Annotated in this window: 16 protein-coding genes; 7 read left to right on the forward strand and 9 right to left on the reverse strand. The window is 73.7% G+C overall.

Going from position 1 to position 15,834, the window contains the following annotated elements; genetic code table 11:
• Window positions 1-185 precede the first annotated feature (185 nt).
• Window positions 186-803 carry a hypothetical protein gene (locus O7600_RS13915; RefSeq protein ID WP_281593962.1) on the reverse strand — a complete coding sequence of 206 codons (618 nt, stop codon included), beginning with the start codon at window positions 801-803 and terminating at the stop codon, window positions 186-188.
• A gap of 134 nt (window positions 804-937) precedes the next feature.
• The gene (locus O7600_RS13920; protein WP_091570795.1) at window positions 938-1,459 is read right to left on the reverse strand and encodes a M48 family metallopeptidase; all 522 of its coding nucleotides are present in this window, start codon (window positions 1,457-1,459) and stop codon (window positions 938-940) included.
• Window positions 1,460-1,935: 476 nt separating this feature from the next.
• Here O7600_RS13920 and O7600_RS13925 point away from each other — a divergent pair, with 476 nt between their 5' ends.
• The 3 genes from O7600_RS13925 to O7600_RS13935 all read left to right on the forward strand — a co-directional run bounded on the left by O7600_RS13925 (window position 1,936) and on the right by O7600_RS13935 (window position 4,754).
• Window positions 1,936-2,103, forward strand: a complete 168-nt coding sequence (locus O7600_RS13925) for a DUF5679 domain-containing protein (RefSeq protein ID WP_007464795.1) — start codon at window positions 1,936-1,938, stop codon at window positions 2,101-2,103.
• A 181-nt stretch (window positions 2,104-2,284) separates the two neighbouring features.
• Window positions 2,285-3,397, forward strand: coding sequence for a TOMM precursor leader peptide-binding protein (locus O7600_RS13930; protein ID WP_281593963.1), 1,113 nt, complete (start codon window positions 2,285-2,287; stop codon window positions 3,395-3,397).
• 10 nt (window positions 3,398-3,407) lie between these two features.
• Entirely contained in the window at window positions 3,408-4,754 is a 1,347-nt protein-coding gene (locus tag O7600_RS13935) for an AarF/ABC1/UbiB kinase family protein (protein WP_281593964.1), read from the forward strand.
• Between the two features lie 307 nt (window positions 4,755-5,061).
• On the opposite strand, the gene O7600_RS13940 is transcribed toward O7600_RS13935, so the two are convergent.
• The 3 genes from O7600_RS13940 to O7600_RS13950 form a co-directional block, all read right to left on the reverse strand.
• Window positions 5,062-5,427 carry a WhiB family transcriptional regulator gene (locus tag O7600_RS13940; RefSeq protein WP_281593965.1) on the reverse strand — a complete coding sequence of 122 codons (366 nt, stop codon included), beginning with the start codon at window positions 5,425-5,427 and terminating at the stop codon, window positions 5,062-5,064.
• A gap of 131 nt (window positions 5,428-5,558) precedes the next feature.
• Window positions 5,559-5,813 carry a hypothetical protein gene (locus O7600_RS13945; protein WP_281593966.1) on the reverse strand — a complete coding sequence of 85 codons (255 nt, stop codon included), beginning with the start codon at window positions 5,811-5,813 and terminating at the stop codon, window positions 5,559-5,561.
• A 130-nt stretch (window positions 5,814-5,943) separates the two neighbouring features.
• Window positions 5,944-8,097, reverse strand: coding sequence for an ATP-dependent DNA helicase UvrD2 (locus tag O7600_RS13950; RefSeq protein WP_281593967.1), 2,154 nt, complete (start codon window positions 8,095-8,097; stop codon window positions 5,944-5,946).
• Between the two features lie 91 nt (window positions 8,098-8,188).
• On the opposite strand from O7600_RS13950, the gene O7600_RS13955 reads away from it, so the two are divergent.
• The gene (locus tag O7600_RS13955) at window positions 8,189-8,431 is read left to right on the forward strand and encodes a mycoredoxin (RefSeq protein ID WP_091570776.1); all 243 of its coding nucleotides are present in this window, start codon (window positions 8,189-8,191) and stop codon (window positions 8,429-8,431) included.
• Between the two features lie 58 nt (window positions 8,432-8,489).
• Here the strand turns inward: O7600_RS13955 and O7600_RS13960 are convergent, their stop codons facing one another.
• Window positions 8,490-9,755: an MFS transporter gene (locus tag O7600_RS13960; protein WP_281593968.1), complete on the reverse strand. Its 1,266-nt coding sequence runs from the start codon at window positions 9,753-9,755 to the stop codon at window positions 8,490-8,492.
• Window positions 9,756-9,959: 204 nt separating this feature from the next.
• On the opposite strand from O7600_RS13960, the gene O7600_RS13965 reads away from it, so the two are divergent.
• From O7600_RS13965 to O7600_RS13975, 3 genes are all read left to right on the forward strand, one after another.
• A complete protein-coding gene (locus O7600_RS13965) occupies window positions 9,960-10,940 on the forward strand; it encodes a helix-turn-helix transcriptional regulator (RefSeq protein WP_281593969.1) in 981 nt (326 codons plus the stop codon).
• Window positions 10,941-11,010: 70 nt separating this feature from the next.
• Window positions 11,011-11,250 carry a DUF397 domain-containing protein gene (locus tag O7600_RS13970; RefSeq protein ID WP_091570763.1) on the forward strand — a complete coding sequence of 80 codons (240 nt, stop codon included), beginning with the start codon at window positions 11,011-11,013 and terminating at the stop codon, window positions 11,248-11,250.
• 195 nt (window positions 11,251-11,445) lie between these two features.
• Window positions 11,446-11,715: a hypothetical protein gene (locus O7600_RS13975; RefSeq protein WP_091570759.1), complete on the forward strand. Its 270-nt coding sequence runs from the start codon at window positions 11,446-11,448 to the stop codon at window positions 11,713-11,715.
• Between the two features lie 364 nt (window positions 11,716-12,079).
• Here O7600_RS13975 and nudC read toward each other — a convergent pair whose 3' ends face one another.
• Genes nudC through O7600_RS13990 form a run of 3 tightly spaced genes read right to left on the reverse strand, consistent with a single transcriptional unit; the run spans window position 12,080 to window position 15,703 of the window.
• Window positions 12,080-13,027: an NAD(+) diphosphatase gene (gene nudC / locus O7600_RS13980; protein ID WP_281593970.1), complete on the reverse strand. Its 948-nt coding sequence runs from the start codon at window positions 13,025-13,027 to the stop codon at window positions 12,080-12,082.
• A 37-nt stretch (window positions 13,028-13,064) separates the two neighbouring features.
• Entirely contained in the window at window positions 13,065-14,396 is a 1,332-nt protein-coding gene (locus O7600_RS13985) for a pitrilysin family protein (protein ID WP_281593971.1), read from the reverse strand.
• Entirely contained in the window at window positions 14,393-15,703 is a 1,311-nt protein-coding gene (locus O7600_RS13990) for a pitrilysin family protein (RefSeq protein ID WP_281593972.1), read from the reverse strand. The genes O7600_RS13985 and O7600_RS13990 overlap by 4 nt, the downstream gene beginning before the upstream one ends.
• Between the last annotated feature and the right edge of the window lie 131 nt (window positions 15,704-15,834).

The raw sequence follows: 15,834 nt of genomic DNA on the forward strand, positions 1-15,834 counted from the left end.
GCCCGCACGGATCACCGTGCGGGCCCCGTCCGCGTCCCCACCCCGCCGCCCAGCCCGCCCTGGCCCTGGCCCTGGCCCATCGATCTTGGAGTTGCGGCGGCCAAGATGCCCGGGTAACGCCTTTTGCCAGGTGCCACAAGTCCAAGATCGACGCGTGCGACGGGCGGGACGGCGCAGGCGGTGGGTCAGGCGGGGCGGGCGGACAGCAGGGCGCGGGTGGCCTCCCAGCCCTCGACGGCCAGGTCGAGCGTGGCCAGGTCGGCGGGTCCGCGCAGCCGGCGCCAACCGGCACCGACCGCCACGTCCCCGGGGCTCGGGGCCGCCCGTCGCACCTCGGCCGGGGCGGTCGTGTCGAGGTGCACCGCCGGCAACCACGCCGGTACGGGCAGCCGCGCCGCCACCCCCAGCAGCCCCGGACCGCCCCCGTCCACCGGGGCCACCGCCACCGGCCGGGAGGACAGCGGCCGCAGCAGCTTGCCCAGCGTCAGCCCGGGCACGTCCGGGGCGTCGGCGGCCACCACGGCCACCTGGTCGAAGGCCGGCCAGTCGTCGCCGGTGAGGGCCGCGAACACCGCGTTCGGCGTCGGTTCGGGCACCTCGTACACGGGGGTGCCGGGCCACACCACGGCGGCGGCGAGCCAGCGGTCCTCCGGGGTCACCGCCACCGCGGTCTCCACCTCGTTGAGCGTGGCGAGCAGGTCCACCACGTCCTCGGCCAGGGCGGTCCGCCACCGCGCCGGCTCGATCCCCGGCGGCGACCAACTGACCGGGCCGAGCAACGCCACCACCACACGTCGCACCATCCGCCGACCCTAGCGCCCACCCCCAGCCCGCCCGAGCCCCGACCGGCAGCGTCGATCATGAAGTTAGCCGCGACAAATCGGACCGATTGTCGCCGCCAACTTCATGATCGACCACGGAAAGGCGGTGGGGCTGGTCAGGGGACGGCGGCGGTGGCGGCTACGCCCTCCAGGTAGCCGCGGGCGCGCTCGGAGCGCGGATAGCGGGCGACCAGGGACCAGAACTCGGCGTTGTGGCTCGGCACGATCAGATGCGCCAACTCGTGCAGGAGCACGTAGTCGATCACCCAGTCGGGCATGTCCTGGATGCGGTGGGAGATCCGGATGGTGCGGTCGGCGGGGGTGCAGGAGCCCCAGCGGCCGTTCTGGTTGGTCACCCACCGCACGCTCGCCGGCGCGGCGGCCGACATGTGCTCCGGCAGGTAGAGCCCGATCAGGCGGGTGGCGCGGGCGAGCAGTTCGGCGTCCGAGCGGGCCAGCCGGCCCTCGCGGGCGGCGAGCCGGGCCAGCATCCGGTCGACCCACTCGCTCTCCTCGGCCCGGGAGAACTGGTCCGGGATGAGCACGACGACGCGCTCCCCGTCCCGGTACGCGGACACCGTGCGCCGCCGACGCTGGCTGCGCCGCACCTCGACGACGGGCTTCCGCGTCCCGGCCATTACCGACCCGCGCAGCCTCGGTTGACTGTCACGAGGGAAAGCTAATGCGTACTGACCAGGACTCCGCAAGAGTCAACACGACGACACGCGCCCGGAAAATGGCGGTTGATTGTCAGGAGTCCTGAAAAAATTCTTTGCGGGGGAAGTTGACCATCACCTGACGGCCGTCCACCACGTTAGGTGGTCTACCACGGGTCGTCGGCGGTGGGGGCCACGCGAAGGGGATCTGAGCGCATTTAACCGGCGTGTCCCCGCGAAACTGACTTATCAGACGTTACCCGGCGTGCACACTCTTGCCGTCGACTTGCTCACAGAGTCGGCGTGCAGCTGACATGGAACTGCCCAGACCTGGGTAGGGTCCGCCAACCAGCGGTCAGGTGACTGACCGCGGAGAACCCCCGGCGCCGGAGCCACAGGTGGCCCCGCCGCAGGGAGACCCGCCGGGCACCTCCGGCGGACGAGACGAGGAGGCTACCGTGGCCGACCAGGCCCAGACCTACAACGGTTACTGCGTGAAGTGCAAGGAGAAGCGGGACTTCGAGGGGCACGTGGAGGTCTCGAAGACCGGCATGAACATGGCCAAGGGCAAGTGCCCGGTGTGCGGCACAACAGTGAACCGCATCCTGGGCAAGGCCAAGGTCTGACCCGTCCGGGTCGCACGGGGGAGGGGTGGCCGTCGGGCCGCCCCTCCCCCGTCGCCTATCCGACACGGTTACCGGCCAGTTGTGGAAAACCGGCGACCTCTTGTGGACAACGCTGGCCAGGGCGTGCCGCACCTGTGGACAACGAACGACGGAGCGCGCGGACGCGGTCACTGTTCGTGGCGTGACCGAACCGAATCCGATCAGCCGCCCGACCCTGCTGCCCGGTCTGACCCGCCTCTGGCGGGACCGGCACACGCTCCAGCTCGGCGTGGAGCCCGGCCCGGCGGTGCTGCTGGAGGTGACCACCCCGGCCACCGTGCACCTGCTCGACCTGCTCGACGGCACCCGCAGCGAGCGGGCGGTGCTGGTCGCCGCCACCGCCGCCCGGGTGCCGGCCGGCGAGGCACGCGCTCTGCTCGACGCGCTGCGGGCCGCCGGGCTCGTCGTACCGGCGCAGAGCCTGGTCCCACGGGGCCTGTCCGGGCCGGTCCGGGCCCGGCTCGGCACGGAGGCCGACGCCCTCGCCCTGGCCACGCCCGACCTGCCCGGCACACCGGCCGCGCTGCTGCGCCGGCGTCGCGCCGCCCGGGTGCTGGTCACCGGCGCCGGCCGGCTCGGCGCGGCGGTCGCCGTCGCGCTGGCCCAGGCCGGGATCGGGCACGTCGTACCCGATCTGACCGGCCCGGTACGCGCCGGTGACCTGGTCGGGACCGGCCTGACCGCGGCGGAGCTGGGTCGGCCGCTGGCCCCGGCGCTACGCGCGGCGCTGGGGCGCTGCGCGCCGGGCACGAACTGCCACCCGCTGCGCTCGGCCCGGGCCGACCTGGTGGTGCAGCTCGGAGTCGACCGCCCGGCCGACGCGCTCGCCACCGGTTACGCCCGCCGCCGCCAACCCCACCTCCTGCTCGACCTGCGTGGCGGCGTACCCGTGGTCGGGCCCCTGATCCGGCCGCCGGCCGGTCCCTGCCTGCGCTGCCTCGACCTGCACCGCGCCGACCGCGACCCGGACTGGCCGGCGCTCGCCGCCCAGCTCGCGGCCGACCGGGACGAGCGGGCCTGCACGGCGACCACCCGGCTCGCCGCGGTGGCCGTGGCGGCGGCCGAGGCACTGGCCCAGCTCGACGGGGGCACGCCGGAGACGCTCGGCGGCGCGGTGGAGATCCGGGGGGCCGGCCGTCTCCGACACCGCCGGTGGTCGCCGCACCCCTCCTGCGGTTGCTCCGGGCGTCGCCCGATCCGGTCGGCCGCGTCCGCTCCCGGCCGCACGGCAGCAGCGAGCCCCTCGCGTCGGTAACAATGGCCGGGTGACCGACATCCCGCGCCGGGCCGTGTCCCGCACCGCCAAACTCGCCGCCCTGCCGCTCGGATTCGCCGGTCGAACCGTCCTGGGCATGGGCAAGCGGGTCACCGGGCTCGCGTCCGACGTCATCTCCGCCGAGATCCAGCAGCGCACGGCCGAGCAGTTGTTCAGCGTCCTCGGACAGCTCAAGGGCGGCGCGATGAAGTTCGGCCAGGCCCTGTCGGTCTTCGAGGCCGCACTGCCCGAGGAGGTCGCCGCCCCCTACCGACAGGCGCTCACCAAGCTCCAGGAGGCCGCCCCGCCGCTGCCCGTGGCGACCGTGCACAAGGTGCTCGCCGAGCAGCTCGGGCCGGACTGGCGGGACCGGTTCGTCTCCTTCGACGACACCCCGGCCGCCGCGGCCAGCATCGGCCAGGTGCACCGCGCGGTCTGGCGCGACCCGGGGTACGGGCCGAACGGCGGCCCCCGACACCGGGACGTGGCCGTGAAGATCCAGTACCCGGGCGCCGGCGAGGCCCTGCTCGCCGACCTCAAGCAGCTCTCCCGACTGGGCGGGATGTTCCGGGCCATCCAGCCGGGGCTGGACGTCAAGCCGCTCCTGGCCGAGTTGCGCGAGCGGATCACCGAGGAGCTGGACTACGAGCTGGAGGCCGAGTCGCAGCGCGCCTTCGCCGCCGCGTACGCGGACGACCCGGACATCTACATCCCGGAGGTGCTCGACGCCGCGCCCCGGGTGCTGATCACCGAGTGGGTCGAGGGCATCCCGCTGTCCCACATCATCCGGGAGGGCACCGAGGAGCAGCGCGACGAGGCCGGGCGGCTGATGGCCGAGCTGCACCTCTCCGCGCCGGAGCGGGCCGGGTTGCTGCACGCCGACCCGCACCCGGGCAACTTCCGGCTGCTGCCGGACGGCCGGCTCGGCGTGATCGACTTCGGCGCGGTGGCCCGGATGCCGGAGGGCACGCCCGAGCCGATCGGCCGGATCGCCGCGCTCGCGCTGCGCGGCGACGCCGAGGGCGTGGTGGACGGGCTGCGCGCCGAGGGCTTCGTCAGCCGGACCGAGCCGATCGACGCCCAGGGGGTGCTCGACTTCCTCCGTCCGATGCTGGAGCCGATCGCCGCCGACGAGTTCCGCTTCAGCCGCGCCTGGCTGCGCGCCGAGGCGGCCCGGCTGGCCAGCCCTCGCTCCCCCGCCTACCAGCTCAGTCGGCAGCTCAACCTGCCGCCGTCCTACCTGATGATCCACCGGGTCACGCTGGGCTCGATCGGGGTGCTGTGCCAGCTGGAGGCGAAGGCGTCCTACCGGTCGATCCTGGAGCGTTGGCTGCCCGGCTTCGCGCCGGTGGCCTGACGCGGGCACGCCGAAGGGGCGGTGACCATCGCGGTCACCGCCCCTTTCGTCATCGTGGTGGTACTAGAGAACGCCCAGGTCGCGTGCCGACTGGCTACGACCCCGCATGGCGACGGTACGGGCGGAACGGGCTGCCTCAGTGCTCGTGGTGGTGCGACCGGCCTGAGGCCGGCGCATTCGAGCCCGGGACAACGCTTCGTGGAGTAGTTGCATCTCGGTTCCGTTCGGCAGGTGCAGCATCGGTTTTCTCTCTCAGGTCGGCCGGTGGAGGGACACCGGCATCGGTCGGTTTCGGAACGCAGGTGTGTCAGGCTGCCAGTCGGACGGCGCTACGCGACTCGGTCAGCCCACTGGCCGCCAGTCGCGCCTCCGCCTCGACCCGGAGCTGGGCGTCACGGGCGAGGTCCTCCTTGCGCGGCCGGCCACGGGGCCGCTTGCGCGGGACGACCGCGCCGCGCTCGAAGATCTCGCCGCCCCAGACGCCCCAGGGCTCGGCCCGCTCCACCGCCCCGGCCAGGCACTCGACGCGCAGCGGGCAGTCCCCGCAGAGCGACTTGGCCAGCTCGAGCTCGGCGGGCGAGTCGGAGAACCACAGGTCGGGGTCGAACTTCCGGCAGGGCAGGTTCGCCTCCACCTCGACGCTCACGTCGAGTGGGGCCAACGCCAGACTCATCCTCCGGTCACCTCTCTCTCACTTCGATCTCGTGGATCGCATTTCCGACGTACGTCGACGGGCAAAAAACTGAGGCCGCGGATCCCGGTGTGCGGGTTCCGCGGCCTCGAGGTGAGCCGGTGGTCTGTGGATCAGACCGGTCTACCTCGAGGTGGAACGCCGCGGACATCCGTGCGCTTCTTGCCGCCATCGATGTCCATGCCCGTGAAGCCACTGGTCCCCTCGACTCCGGTGATCGGCGCGACGGTCAGGTTCAGCTCGGCCTGAACCCGGACCTGGTGCACCTGCGGAGCCGACGGTCGGGCGGCGAGGGCCACCCGCACGGCCGACAGCGGAACGCCGGCAGCTGGCATCGCCGCCGGACGCTCGTAGGTGTAGATCTCCATTGGTGCCACCTCCCTGACTTTCCTCGTGCCGACCATGGACTCATCCCCCTTGAGCAGCCAGAACGGCGCTGCTCGCGAGGTGTGTCCTGAGGCTATTCCTCGCCCGCGGGCGAGGGCAAACGATTTACGGCTAGATTTCGAAAGTTTTCTGCGGGCAGACGTCGTCGACCGCCGCGCCGGCCACCAGGGCCAGCACCGTATCCCCGTAAAGGCCCACTTTTCGGGGCCCGATCCCGGCGATCGCGACCAGGTCCTCGGTGCGGGCCGGCTTCCGCTCCGCCAACGCGGTGAGCGTGGCGTCGGTGAACACCACGTACGCCGGCACCTTCTGCGCGCCGGCCACCCGCTGCCGCCACTCGCGCAACCGCTCGTACAGCTCCTCGTCCAGGTCGGACGGGCAGGTGGGGCAGCGCCCCAGCTTCCGGTCCGCGCCGGCGAGCAGCGTGGCGCCGCAGATCCGGCACGAGACCACCTGGGGCCGCCGCCGTTCGGCCCGCCGGGCCGGCACGGCGCCGGCCCGCTCGCCGCCGCCCGAGCGGTCCAGCTGGGGCAGGAAGCGGGACGGACGCCGCGCCCGGCCGCCGGGCGAGCGCGCCGTCGCGTACGACAGCCAGAGCCACTCCCGGGCCCGGGTGATCCCCACGTAGAGCAGCCGCCGCTCCTCCTCGACCTGCTCCGGGGTCTTCGCGTAGGTGGTGGGCAGCGTGCCCTCGGCGAGCCCGACCAGGAACACGGCGTCCCACTCCAGGCCCTTGGCCGAGTGCAGCGAGGCCAGCGTGACCCCCTCCACGGTGGGCACGTGCTGCTGGGCGGCCCGCCGGGCGAGTTCCTCGGTGAAGTCGGCCAGGCCACGCTGCCGTTCCACCGCCGCGGCCTCGCCGATCGGCAGCAGGTCGGGCGTGGCCGCGTACTCCTCGGCGAGCTGGACCAGCGCGGCGAGCGCCTCCCAGCGTTCCCGCGCGACGCCGCCGGCCGGCGGCGCGTCCGGCGCCCAGCCGACCGCGGCGAGCCCTTCCACGACGGCCGCCCGCAGCGGCGTCTCGCCGGGGACCGACCGGGTGGCGGCGCGCAGCGCGATCATCGCCTGCCGCACCTCGGGCCGCTCGAAGAACCGCTCCGCGCCCTGGAGCACGTAGGGCACCTCGGCCTCGGTGAGCGCCTTCTCGTACGCCTCGGACTGCGCGTTGGTGCGGAACAGCACCGCGATCTCCCGGGCCGGGGTGCCACCGGCGACGAGCGCCCGGCAGCGGGCCGCCACCGCGTTGGCCTCGGCCGGCTCGTCGGTGAAGATCCGCAGCTCCGGTTCCGGGCCGGGCGGGCGCTGGCCGTGCAGCTCCAGCCGCAGCCGCGCCTCGGCGCCCCGGGCCTGCGAGATCACCGCGTTGGCCAGGCCCACCACCTGCGGGGTCGAGCGGTAGTCGCGGACCAGCCGGACCACCGTCGCGCCCCGGTGGTGGCGCGGGAAGTCGACCAGGTACGACGAGGTCGCGCCGGTGAACGAGTAGATGGTCTGGCTGGCGTCGCCGACCACGGTCAGGTCGTCGCGACCGCCGAGCCAGGCCTCCAGCAGCCGCTGCTGGAGCGGGTTGACGTCCTGGTACTCGTCGACGACGAAGTGCCGGTACTGGTTGCGCACCTGCTCGGCGACGTCCGGGTGCTCCTCGATGCCCCACACCGCGGCGCGCAGCATGTCCTCGAAGTCGATCACCCCGTTGCCGCGCTTGAGCCGCTCGTACGCGTCGAACACCTCGGCCACCCGGGCCGGCTCGTACGGCGTCTCGCGCAGCGCCTTGGCCGCGGCCACCACGTACTCCCCGGGCTCGACCAGTGACGACTTCGCCCACTCGATCTCGCCGGCGAGGTCCCGCGCGGCGGCCCGGTCGGCGCGCAGGCCCACCTTGGCGGCGGCCAGGGTGACCACCCGCACCTTGCTGTCCAGCAGCTCCGGCATGGCCCGGCCGGCGAGCAGCCGGGGCGCGAAGTAGCGGACCTGCCGCAGCGCCGCGGCGTGGAAGGTACGCGCCTGCACACCCTGCACCCCGAGCACGGTGAGACGGCTGCGCATCTCGGCCGCGGCGCGGGCGGTGAACGTGACCGCCAGCACGTGCCGGCCGGCGATGTCGCCGGTCAGCGCCCGGTGGGCGATCCGCGAGGTCACCGCCCGGGTCTTGCCGGTCCCGGCGCCGGCCAGGATGCAGACCGGGCCGGCCGGGGCGGTCACCGCGGACCGCTGCTCCGGATCCAGACCGGCCAGCACCCGTTCCGCCGCTGAGTGAACGCCCACAGCAGGGAATCATCCCAGCATCGTGTGACGTTGCAGCGGTTAGCCTGGCCTGATCGGACCGGGCGCGAGCCACCCCTTGGAGGACCAGACCATGTTGACGATGTATTCCACCCCGTGGTGCGGCTACTGCCACCGGCTGAAGTCGCAGCTCGACCGGGAGGGCATCGCGTACGAGGTGGTCGACATCGAGCAGGACACCGCGGCCGCGGAGTTCGTGATGGGCGTCAACGGCGGCAACCAGACCGTGCCGACCCTGCGCTTCGACGACGGCAGCGCCCTGACCAACCCCTCGATCAACCAGGTCAAGCAGCACCTGGCCAGCCTGCCCGGCTGACCTGCCCGCGCCGCGCGAGCGGCCGTACCCGGTTCCGGGTACGGCCGCTCGTCGCCGTTCAGGGGGCCCGGCGTCGGCGGGCGGTGGCCAGCATCTCGTCGTCGAGCGGCCGGCGCGGGGTCGGCACACGCGCCGCGCCCGCGGCCGGCGGGGTGAGGCCGCGGCCCCGCCACAGGTAGAGGCCGGCGGCCGTGGTGACCGCCCCCACCAGGGCGAACAGCAGCCGGTAGTCGAACACGCCGACGAGCAACGCGCCGGTGCCGATGGAGGCCGCCTGCGGCCCGCTGACCAGCGCCTCCGAGGCGGCGGTCACCCGGCCCAGCAGCGCCGGCGGCGTCCGCCGCTGGACCAGCGTGTGCAACCCCACCATGGTCAGCGGCAGCGAGACGCCGGCCAGCAGCAGCGCCACCACCCCGAGCCAGAGCCGGGGGTACGCGAGCGCCAGCGCGGCCGGGCCGAAGAACGTCACCCCGGCGGCCAGCGCGCCGACCTCGCCGAACCGGCGCACCACCGCGGCCGAGAACAGGCCGCCGACCAGGCCGCCCACGCCCTGCACCATGACCAGCACGCCGACGAACGCGGCGTCGCGGCCCAGACCCAGGTCGACGTACGCGAAGATCAGCGACTCGGTGAAGCCCATCACCAGCGAACCCAGCCCGTACCCGAGCAGCGCCCGGCGCAGCGCGGCCTCGCCGGCCAGGTGGCGCAGCCCCGCGCCCAGCTCGGCGGGGCCGCGAAGGACCGGTCGCGGCGGCCCGCTCTCCTCCACCCGGAGCCGGACGACCACCGCCGCGGCGACCAGGAACCCGGTCATCGCCAGGGTGACCAGCAGCCAGCCACCGACGGCGGCGTACACGCCGGCCCCGGCGAGCGGGCCGATCAACCGCAGCCCCTGCCGGACCGTCTGCAACGCGCCGTTCGCGTCGGGCAGCAACTCGGCCGGCACCAGCTGCCGGATCAGCGCGTTGAGCACGGCGGTCAGGGTGATGTAGGACAGGCCGTAGAGCGCCGCGACCACGTAGATCACCCAGACGTCGGTCCGGTCCCGCACGGTGAGCAGCGGGCCGAGCAGCACGGCGGCGACCAGGTTGGCGGCGATGAAGAACGGCCGCCGGCGGTAGCGGTCGACCACCCAGCCGACCAGCGGGGCCAGCGCCATCGGCGCGATGACCGCGAAGATGGTCGCTCCGGCCATGCTGTCCGAACCGGTCAGGTCCTTCACCCAGACGGCCAGTGCGAGCAGCAGGATCGACTCCGCCGCCATGCTCGCCACCAGCGCGGCGAACAGGAGGCGGAAGTCGGGGCGGCGCAGGACGGTGCGCATCGGTTCCCTCCGGCGGGGGTGCGCCACTTCGGGCGCGTCGGGGGCGGGCGCCGGTGAAGGCGCTCTCCACGGTCCTCTTTTTGTCTCGTGACACGCCCTCGCCGGAACCTCCGACACCGGTCGCGCCGTCCATACTGACCGTGGGGGGCGAATTTCATACAGTTACCGTCGCGTCCTGCGACGGTCCACGGGAAAGAGGACGCCGTGCCTCCTGCCGCACCAGGCCCGATTCTGCGCCGTCGACGACTCGGCACCGAGCTGCGTCGGCTCCGCGAACAGGCCGGTCTCACCGGTGACCAGGTCATCGAGCGGATCGGCTGGGCTTCCGCATCCAAGTTGTCCCGGCTGGAGAACGGCCGGAGCCGGCCCGACCCGGACGACGTCGACGTCCTGCTGACGCTCTACGGCGCCGACGAGGAGCTGCGCGCGGAGCTGACCGGGATCACCCACGAGGCCGGCGACATGCGGGGCTGGCTGCGCAACTTCCCGGTGATGACCCAGCAGCAACGCGCCTTCGCCGAGCTGGAGGCCGGCTGTGCGGAGATCTCGGAGTACAACCCGGTGCTGGTGCCGGGGCTGCTGCAGACCCCGGGCTACGCCCGGCACCGGATCATGTCCGCGGCCCAGGTGGCCGCCGAGGCCGGCGACCCGGAGACCGAGGACCCGGAGACCGAGGTACGCGCCAGGCAGTCCCGCCAGTCGTTGCTGACCCGCTCCCCCGACGTGCCCCGCTACACGGCGGTGCTGGAGGAGGCCGCGCTCGGCCGGCGGGCGGGGCCGCCCGAGGTGCTGCACGAGCAGCTCGTCCACCTGTGCGAGATGGCCCTGCTGCCGAACGTGACGCTGCGGCTGCTGCTGCGGGACACGCGGGTGGGCGATTGGTACCTTCCGCCGACCGCCTTCTCGGTCTACCGGTTCGCCGATCCCCTCGATCCGGAGACATTGGCCATCGAAGGTGGGTTCACCGACGTCATGTCGACCGAGGTAAACACCCTAAATCGCTATAAAGTGGTGTTCGAGTGGCTATGCACGTCGGCACTCTCCGCATCGGACACCCTCTCCTGGTTGATCGAGGCGACGGGACGGCTGACCGGCACGGCAGTCGAGTCCACGGTGGCGTACGGGCCGGCAACGGCGCCGACCCAGCGTCGCCGGGACTCGGGGCGCCTCACCACGGAGCGGTGATCCCCCACGGACACCGCCCGCGCTCCGGCGTCGCTCGTTCCCATCGGAGCACCACATCAGGAGCAGGACCATGAACGAGATCCGCACCAGCACGACCTCCCTCTCGGGGCAGCTCGCCGGCGCCGCCTGGCGCAAGAGCACCCGCAGCCAGACCTCGAACTGCGTGGAGGTCGCGCCGCTCGGCACCGGGCCGGCCACCGTGGCGCTGCGGGACAGCAAGGACCCGAGCGGGCCGGTGCTGCTGTTCAACCGGGCCGGTTGGCTCGGCTTCATCGCCGGGGCGAAGAACGGCCGGTTCGACCTGAACTGATCCGGCGAGTGCCCGGGGGCCGTCGGCGGCACGCCGGCGGCCCCTCGCGTGTCCATCCCCGACAACCGTGCTGACCTGGGGTCCCCCGATCGGTCGAGCCGGCCGGTTTCACTTGCTGGGACGACATGCGGGCGTAACATGACGCGGGAGTGACGTGGAAGTTCCAGCGCGTCCGTCCGCTCTCCGGGGGACACCATGCGGTTCCTGATCGTCCGCACCGAGATCCGTAGCGCCGCCGACGCCGACATCGCCGCCGCCTGGGCGGGCGGGGGCCGCCTGCGGGACGAGACGAGCGCGCCGGAGGCCCGCCGTCAGGTCGTGCACGCGGAGGACCGGGACGCCGCCCTCCTGCTCGCCCGCGCCCTGTCCGCCGTCGGTGCGGTACGCGCCGGCCGGCACCGGGTCAAGGTGCTGCCCGTCGAGGAGACCGCGCCCGGCCACCCCTACCGCTGGGACGGCGGATGACCGGCCGCTGACGTCCGTCGTGGCCGGACCGGCTCCCCCGCCGCGCTCCACGCCTCACCCGGCCACGACGGCCCGTGTTCCCGGCCCGCGACCGCCGCGGCAACGACGGTCCGGGCCGGGACCGTGTCCACCCCCCGCAGCCCGGCCCCACCCGCCTCGGCCAGGCCCCACTCGGCCCGGCAGGGCCCGGGAAGGACCGCCGCGGCGCGCGGGCGGCGGGTCCGCCCTGTCGCGCTCGCCGCCCCAGTCACCCTCGCCGAGTGCGATATACCGCTGAGTCATATTTATGACCCAGCGGTATATCGCACTCAACCCCACTCTTCGGGTGGGCCGGTCACGGACCGTGCACCTCGGACCGGGCGGGTCAGCAGTGGCCGTCGAGCCAGCGGTGCACCAGGAAGAGCGCGATCGACGACGGCGGGGGCAGGAGCAGGCGGTCCCCGCCGTCCACCGTCACCGGCTCGTCGGCCAACGCCGCGCCGATCTCCCGGCGGCTGAACCAGCGGGCGTGCGCGATCTCGGCCGGGTCGACCCGGATCGGCGCGTCGGCGTCGGCCCGGGCGAGGAAGCCGAGCATCAGCGAGCCGGGGAACGGCCAGGACTGGCTGGCCACGTACCCGATCTCCGCGACCTCGACGCCGACCTCCTCGCGGACCTCGCGCAGAACGGCGGCCTCGGCCGACTCGCCGGGCTCGACATAGCCGGCCAGGCAGGAGTAGCGGCGCAGCCCGGGGGTGCTCGGCCAGGCCGCGTTGTTGCCGAGCAGACACCGGCCGTCCGGGCCGTCCACCCCGTCGTGCACCAGCACGATCATGGCGGGGTCGGTACGCGGCCAGGCCCGGTCGCCGTCGGGATCGATCCGCGACCAACCCGCCTCGTCGATCCGGGTCGGGTGCCCGGTGCGGGCCGAGTATTCGTGCCGGAGGTGCCAGTTGAGCAGGGCCAACGCGGTAGTGAACACGCCGGCGTCGCGGTCGCTCATGAGGTGGCCGACCTCGCGCAGGTGGGCCCGACGGGTGCCGGGCAGCTCCGGCAGCGCCCCGTCCACCGCGAAGACCGGCACCCCGTCCGGCTCGACGCCGAGGAACATCGGTACCGAGCGGGGCACCTCGGGCAGCTCACCGGGACCGACGAGGACCAGCTCGGGCGGGGCGGCCACGCCCCGGACGAGCGCCCGTCCCTCGTCGGCCGAGTCCAGCACCAGCACCCGCGCCCGTTCCCAGGCCTCGGCCAGCCAGGTCGGATCGGTCCGCAGGTGGGCGGCCCGGTCCAGCGTGGACCGGGCCAGCGGCGGCGCGGACTCGCCGGTCATCGGTCACCGCCCGCCCACCGGGACGTCCGACCGGCCGTCACGGTGTTTCCGTCCGCACCGGCCCCAGCACGGCCAGCGAGTCCGCCACCCGGGCGGCGTCACCGAGCACCACGGTGACCGCCCGGGCCGGGGCCAGATAGCGGGCCCCCGCCTCGGCCACGTCGTCCACCGTCGCGGCGGCCAGCCGGGCGGCGTGCTCGGCGAGGAAGTCCAGCCGGAGCCCGTTGCCGGCGTACGCGCTGGTCAGCGACGCGAGCCCGGCCTGGGTGGACATGCCGAGCTGGAGCGTGCCGAGCGCGTACTGGCGGGCCTGCTCCAGTTCCTCCGGCTTCGGCGGCACGGTGGCCAGCCGGCCCAGCTCGTACAGCGTCTCCACCAGCGCCGGCGCGGTCACCTCGGTGGCCACGTCGGCGCCGGCGACCAGCACCGACCCGGCCACCGAGTGCTCGACCAGCGAGTGCGGCCCGTAGGTGTAGCCCTTGTCCTCGCGGATGTTCTCCACCCAGCGGGAGGAGAAGTAGCCACCGAAGATCAGGTTCGCCAGCTGCAACGCGGCGTGGTCGGGGTGGGTGCGGGGCACTGCGGGCAGCGCGAGGCGCAGCGAGGACTGCACCGAGCCGGGCCGGTCGACCAGCACCAGCGGACCGGGTTCGAGCGGCGGCGCGGGCGGCAGCTCGGCGGTGTGTCCGTCCCCCCGCCAGCCGGCGAGCGCCCGCTCGGCGGCGTCCAGTGCCCGTTCCGGCTGGACGTCGCCGACCAGCACCAGCACCGCGCCCGCCGGGTGGACCCGCTCGGCGTGCAGCCGGCGCAACGCGGCCGGGCGGACCGCCCGGACCTGATCGGGCTCCGGGGTCTGTGCCGCGTACGGGTGGCGGCCGTAGACCCGCTTGAGCAACGCGGTCCGGGCCAGGTGGGACGGCTGGCTCTGGGCGACCTGGATCCGGTCGACCAGGCGGTCCCGTTCGGTCTGGACCCAGTCACCCGGGTAGGTGGCGCCGGTGAGCACCTCGGCGAGCAGCTCCAGCACCCGGTCCAGCCCGGTGACCAGGGCCGCGCCGGAGAGCATCAGCCGGTCCGGGTCCACGCCGGCGGAGAGCCCGCCGCCGACCTTCTGCAGCTCGGCGGCGATCTCGGTGGCGCTGTGCGCCTCGGTGCCGGCCAGCACGGTCTGCGCCAGCATGGCGCCGCGGGCCAGGTGGGCGCGCCCGAACGGCATCCAGAGGCGCAGTTCCACGAGCGGTACGGCGGGCCGCCGGACCGCGATCACGGTGAGGCCGTTGCCGAGCGTGCGCTCGGCCTGCTTCGGCACCTTGAGGCGACGGTTCGGGCCGAGCGCCGGCAGCGGCCGGACGGTGGTCGGTGTACTCATTTCAGACCTCCGGCGACGACCTCGACGGACGCGCGGCGCTCGGGCCGCAGGGTGGCGGCGGCGGCGCGGACCTGCTCCTCGGTCACCTCGCCGACCAGCCGGGGCAGCTCGTTGAGCAGGCCCGGCTCGCCGCGCTGTTGCTCCAGGACGGCCATCCGCAGCGCCCGGCCGAGCACCGCGTCGGTGTCGCGCAGCAGGTGGGTGGCCATCCGGGCCTGGGTCCGGGCCAGCTCCCCCTCGGTCAGCCCGTCGGTGGCCAGCCGGTCCAGCTCCTCGTCGACGGTGCGCAGCACCTTGTCGACGTCGCCACCGGGCGGCAGGTGGGCTTGGAGCAGCAGCGCGGTGGGGTCGCGGACGTCGAACGGGTCGCCCATGAAGCCGAGGTAGCCGCCCAGCCCGGTGACCGAGCGGTCCCGCTGCACCATCCGCTCGACCAGCCGGGACGCGTCGCCGTCGGTGAGCACCTCGGCCAGCACCACGTAGGGCAGGTAGCCGGCGAAGTCGCCGACCGGGTCGGGCACCCGCCAGGCGCCGGCCACGGCCGGGAGCGGGGCCAGCGCGTCGGTGTACGTGCTGCGCCGCTCGGCGGTCAGGTCCGGCTCGGCGAAGTCGGGTCGCTCCGGGGCGGGCCGGGCCGGCACGTCGCCGAAGTGCCGCTCGATCAGGGTGGTCGCCTCGGCCACGTCGATGTCGCCGCTGACCGCGAGCACGGCGTTGCCGCTGGCGTAGTAGCGGCGGAAGAAGTCGGCCGCGTCGGCCACCGTGGCGGACTCCAGGTCGACGAAGGACCCGTAGCCGTCGTGCGCGTTGGGGAAGGTGTCGAACATCACCGGGGGCAGCGTGAGCCAGGGAAAGCCGCCGTACGGCCGGTTGAGCACGTTGACCCGGATCTCCTCCTTGACCACGTCGACCTGGTTGCGCAGGTTCTCCTCGGTCAGCCGGGGGCCGCGCATCCGGTCGGCCTCCAGGAACAGCGCCCGTTCCAGGGCGTTGCTCGGCAGCGTCTCGAAGTAGTCGGTGTAGTCGAGGTGGGTGGAGCCGTTGAACGTGCCGCCGGCGCCCTGCACGTGCCGGAAGTGGGCCAGCTTCTCCAGGTTCTCCGAGCCCTGGAACATCAGGTGCTCGAAGAGGTGGGCGAAGCCGGTGCGCCCCTCCGGCTCGGAGCGGATGCCGACGTCGTAGACCACCGCCACCCCGATCACCGGGGCGCTGCGGTCCGGCGTGAGCACCACCCGCAGGCCGTTGTCGAGGACGAACCGCTCGACCGGGTACTTCGTCGCTGGGATCTTCGCTCTGCGCGTCGGCACGAGATCGACACTAGCGCCTCCGTACCGACCGCACCGGCGGTGTGCCCGGGCCGAACGGTGGACTGTCGCGGGACGGGTCTTGACGGCGGCGGCCACTTGCCCCACTCTTCCTACCAACTAAATAGGAATAC

Source organism: Micromonospora sp. WMMA1998, assembly GCF_027497375.1.
Taxonomy (GTDB): Bacteria; Actinomycetota; Actinomycetes; order Mycobacteriales; family Micromonosporaceae; genus Micromonospora; species Micromonospora sediminicola.

Coding starts and splice junctions, on each gene's coding strand:
- O7600_RS13915 (WP_281593962.1), bottom strand. CDS start 803: ATGGTGCGACGTGTGGTGGTGGCGTTGCTCGGCCCGGTCAGTTGGTCG.
- O7600_RS13920 (WP_091570795.1), bottom strand. CDS start 1,459: ATGGCCGGGACGCGGAAGCCCGTCGTCGAGGTGCGGCGCAGCCAGCGT.
- O7600_RS13940 (WP_281593965.1), bottom strand. CDS start 5,427: ATGAGTCTGGCGTTGGCCCCACTCGACGTGAGCGTCGAGGTGGAGGCG.
- O7600_RS13945 (WP_281593966.1), bottom strand. CDS start 5,813: ATGGAGATCTACACCTACGAGCGTCCGGCGGCGATGCCAGCTGCCGGC.
- O7600_RS13955 (WP_091570776.1), top strand. CDS start 8,189: ATGTTGACGATGTATTCCACCCCGTGGTGCGGCTACTGCCACCGGCTG.
- O7600_RS13960 (WP_281593968.1), bottom strand. CDS start 9,755: ATGCGCACCGTCCTGCGCCGCCCCGACTTCCGCCTCCTGTTCGCCGCG.
- O7600_RS13970 (WP_091570763.1), top strand. CDS start 11,011: ATGAACGAGATCCGCACCAGCACGACCTCCCTCTCGGGGCAGCTCGCC.
- O7600_RS13975 (WP_091570759.1), top strand. CDS start 11,446: ATGCGGTTCCTGATCGTCCGCACCGAGATCCGTAGCGCCGCCGACGCC.
- nudC (WP_281593970.1), bottom strand. CDS start 13,027: ATGACCGGCGAGTCCGCGCCGCCGCTGGCCCGGTCCACGCTGGACCGG.
- O7600_RS13985 (WP_281593971.1), bottom strand. CDS start 14,396: ATGAGTACACCGACCACCGTCCGGCCGCTGCCGGCGCTCGGCCCGAAC.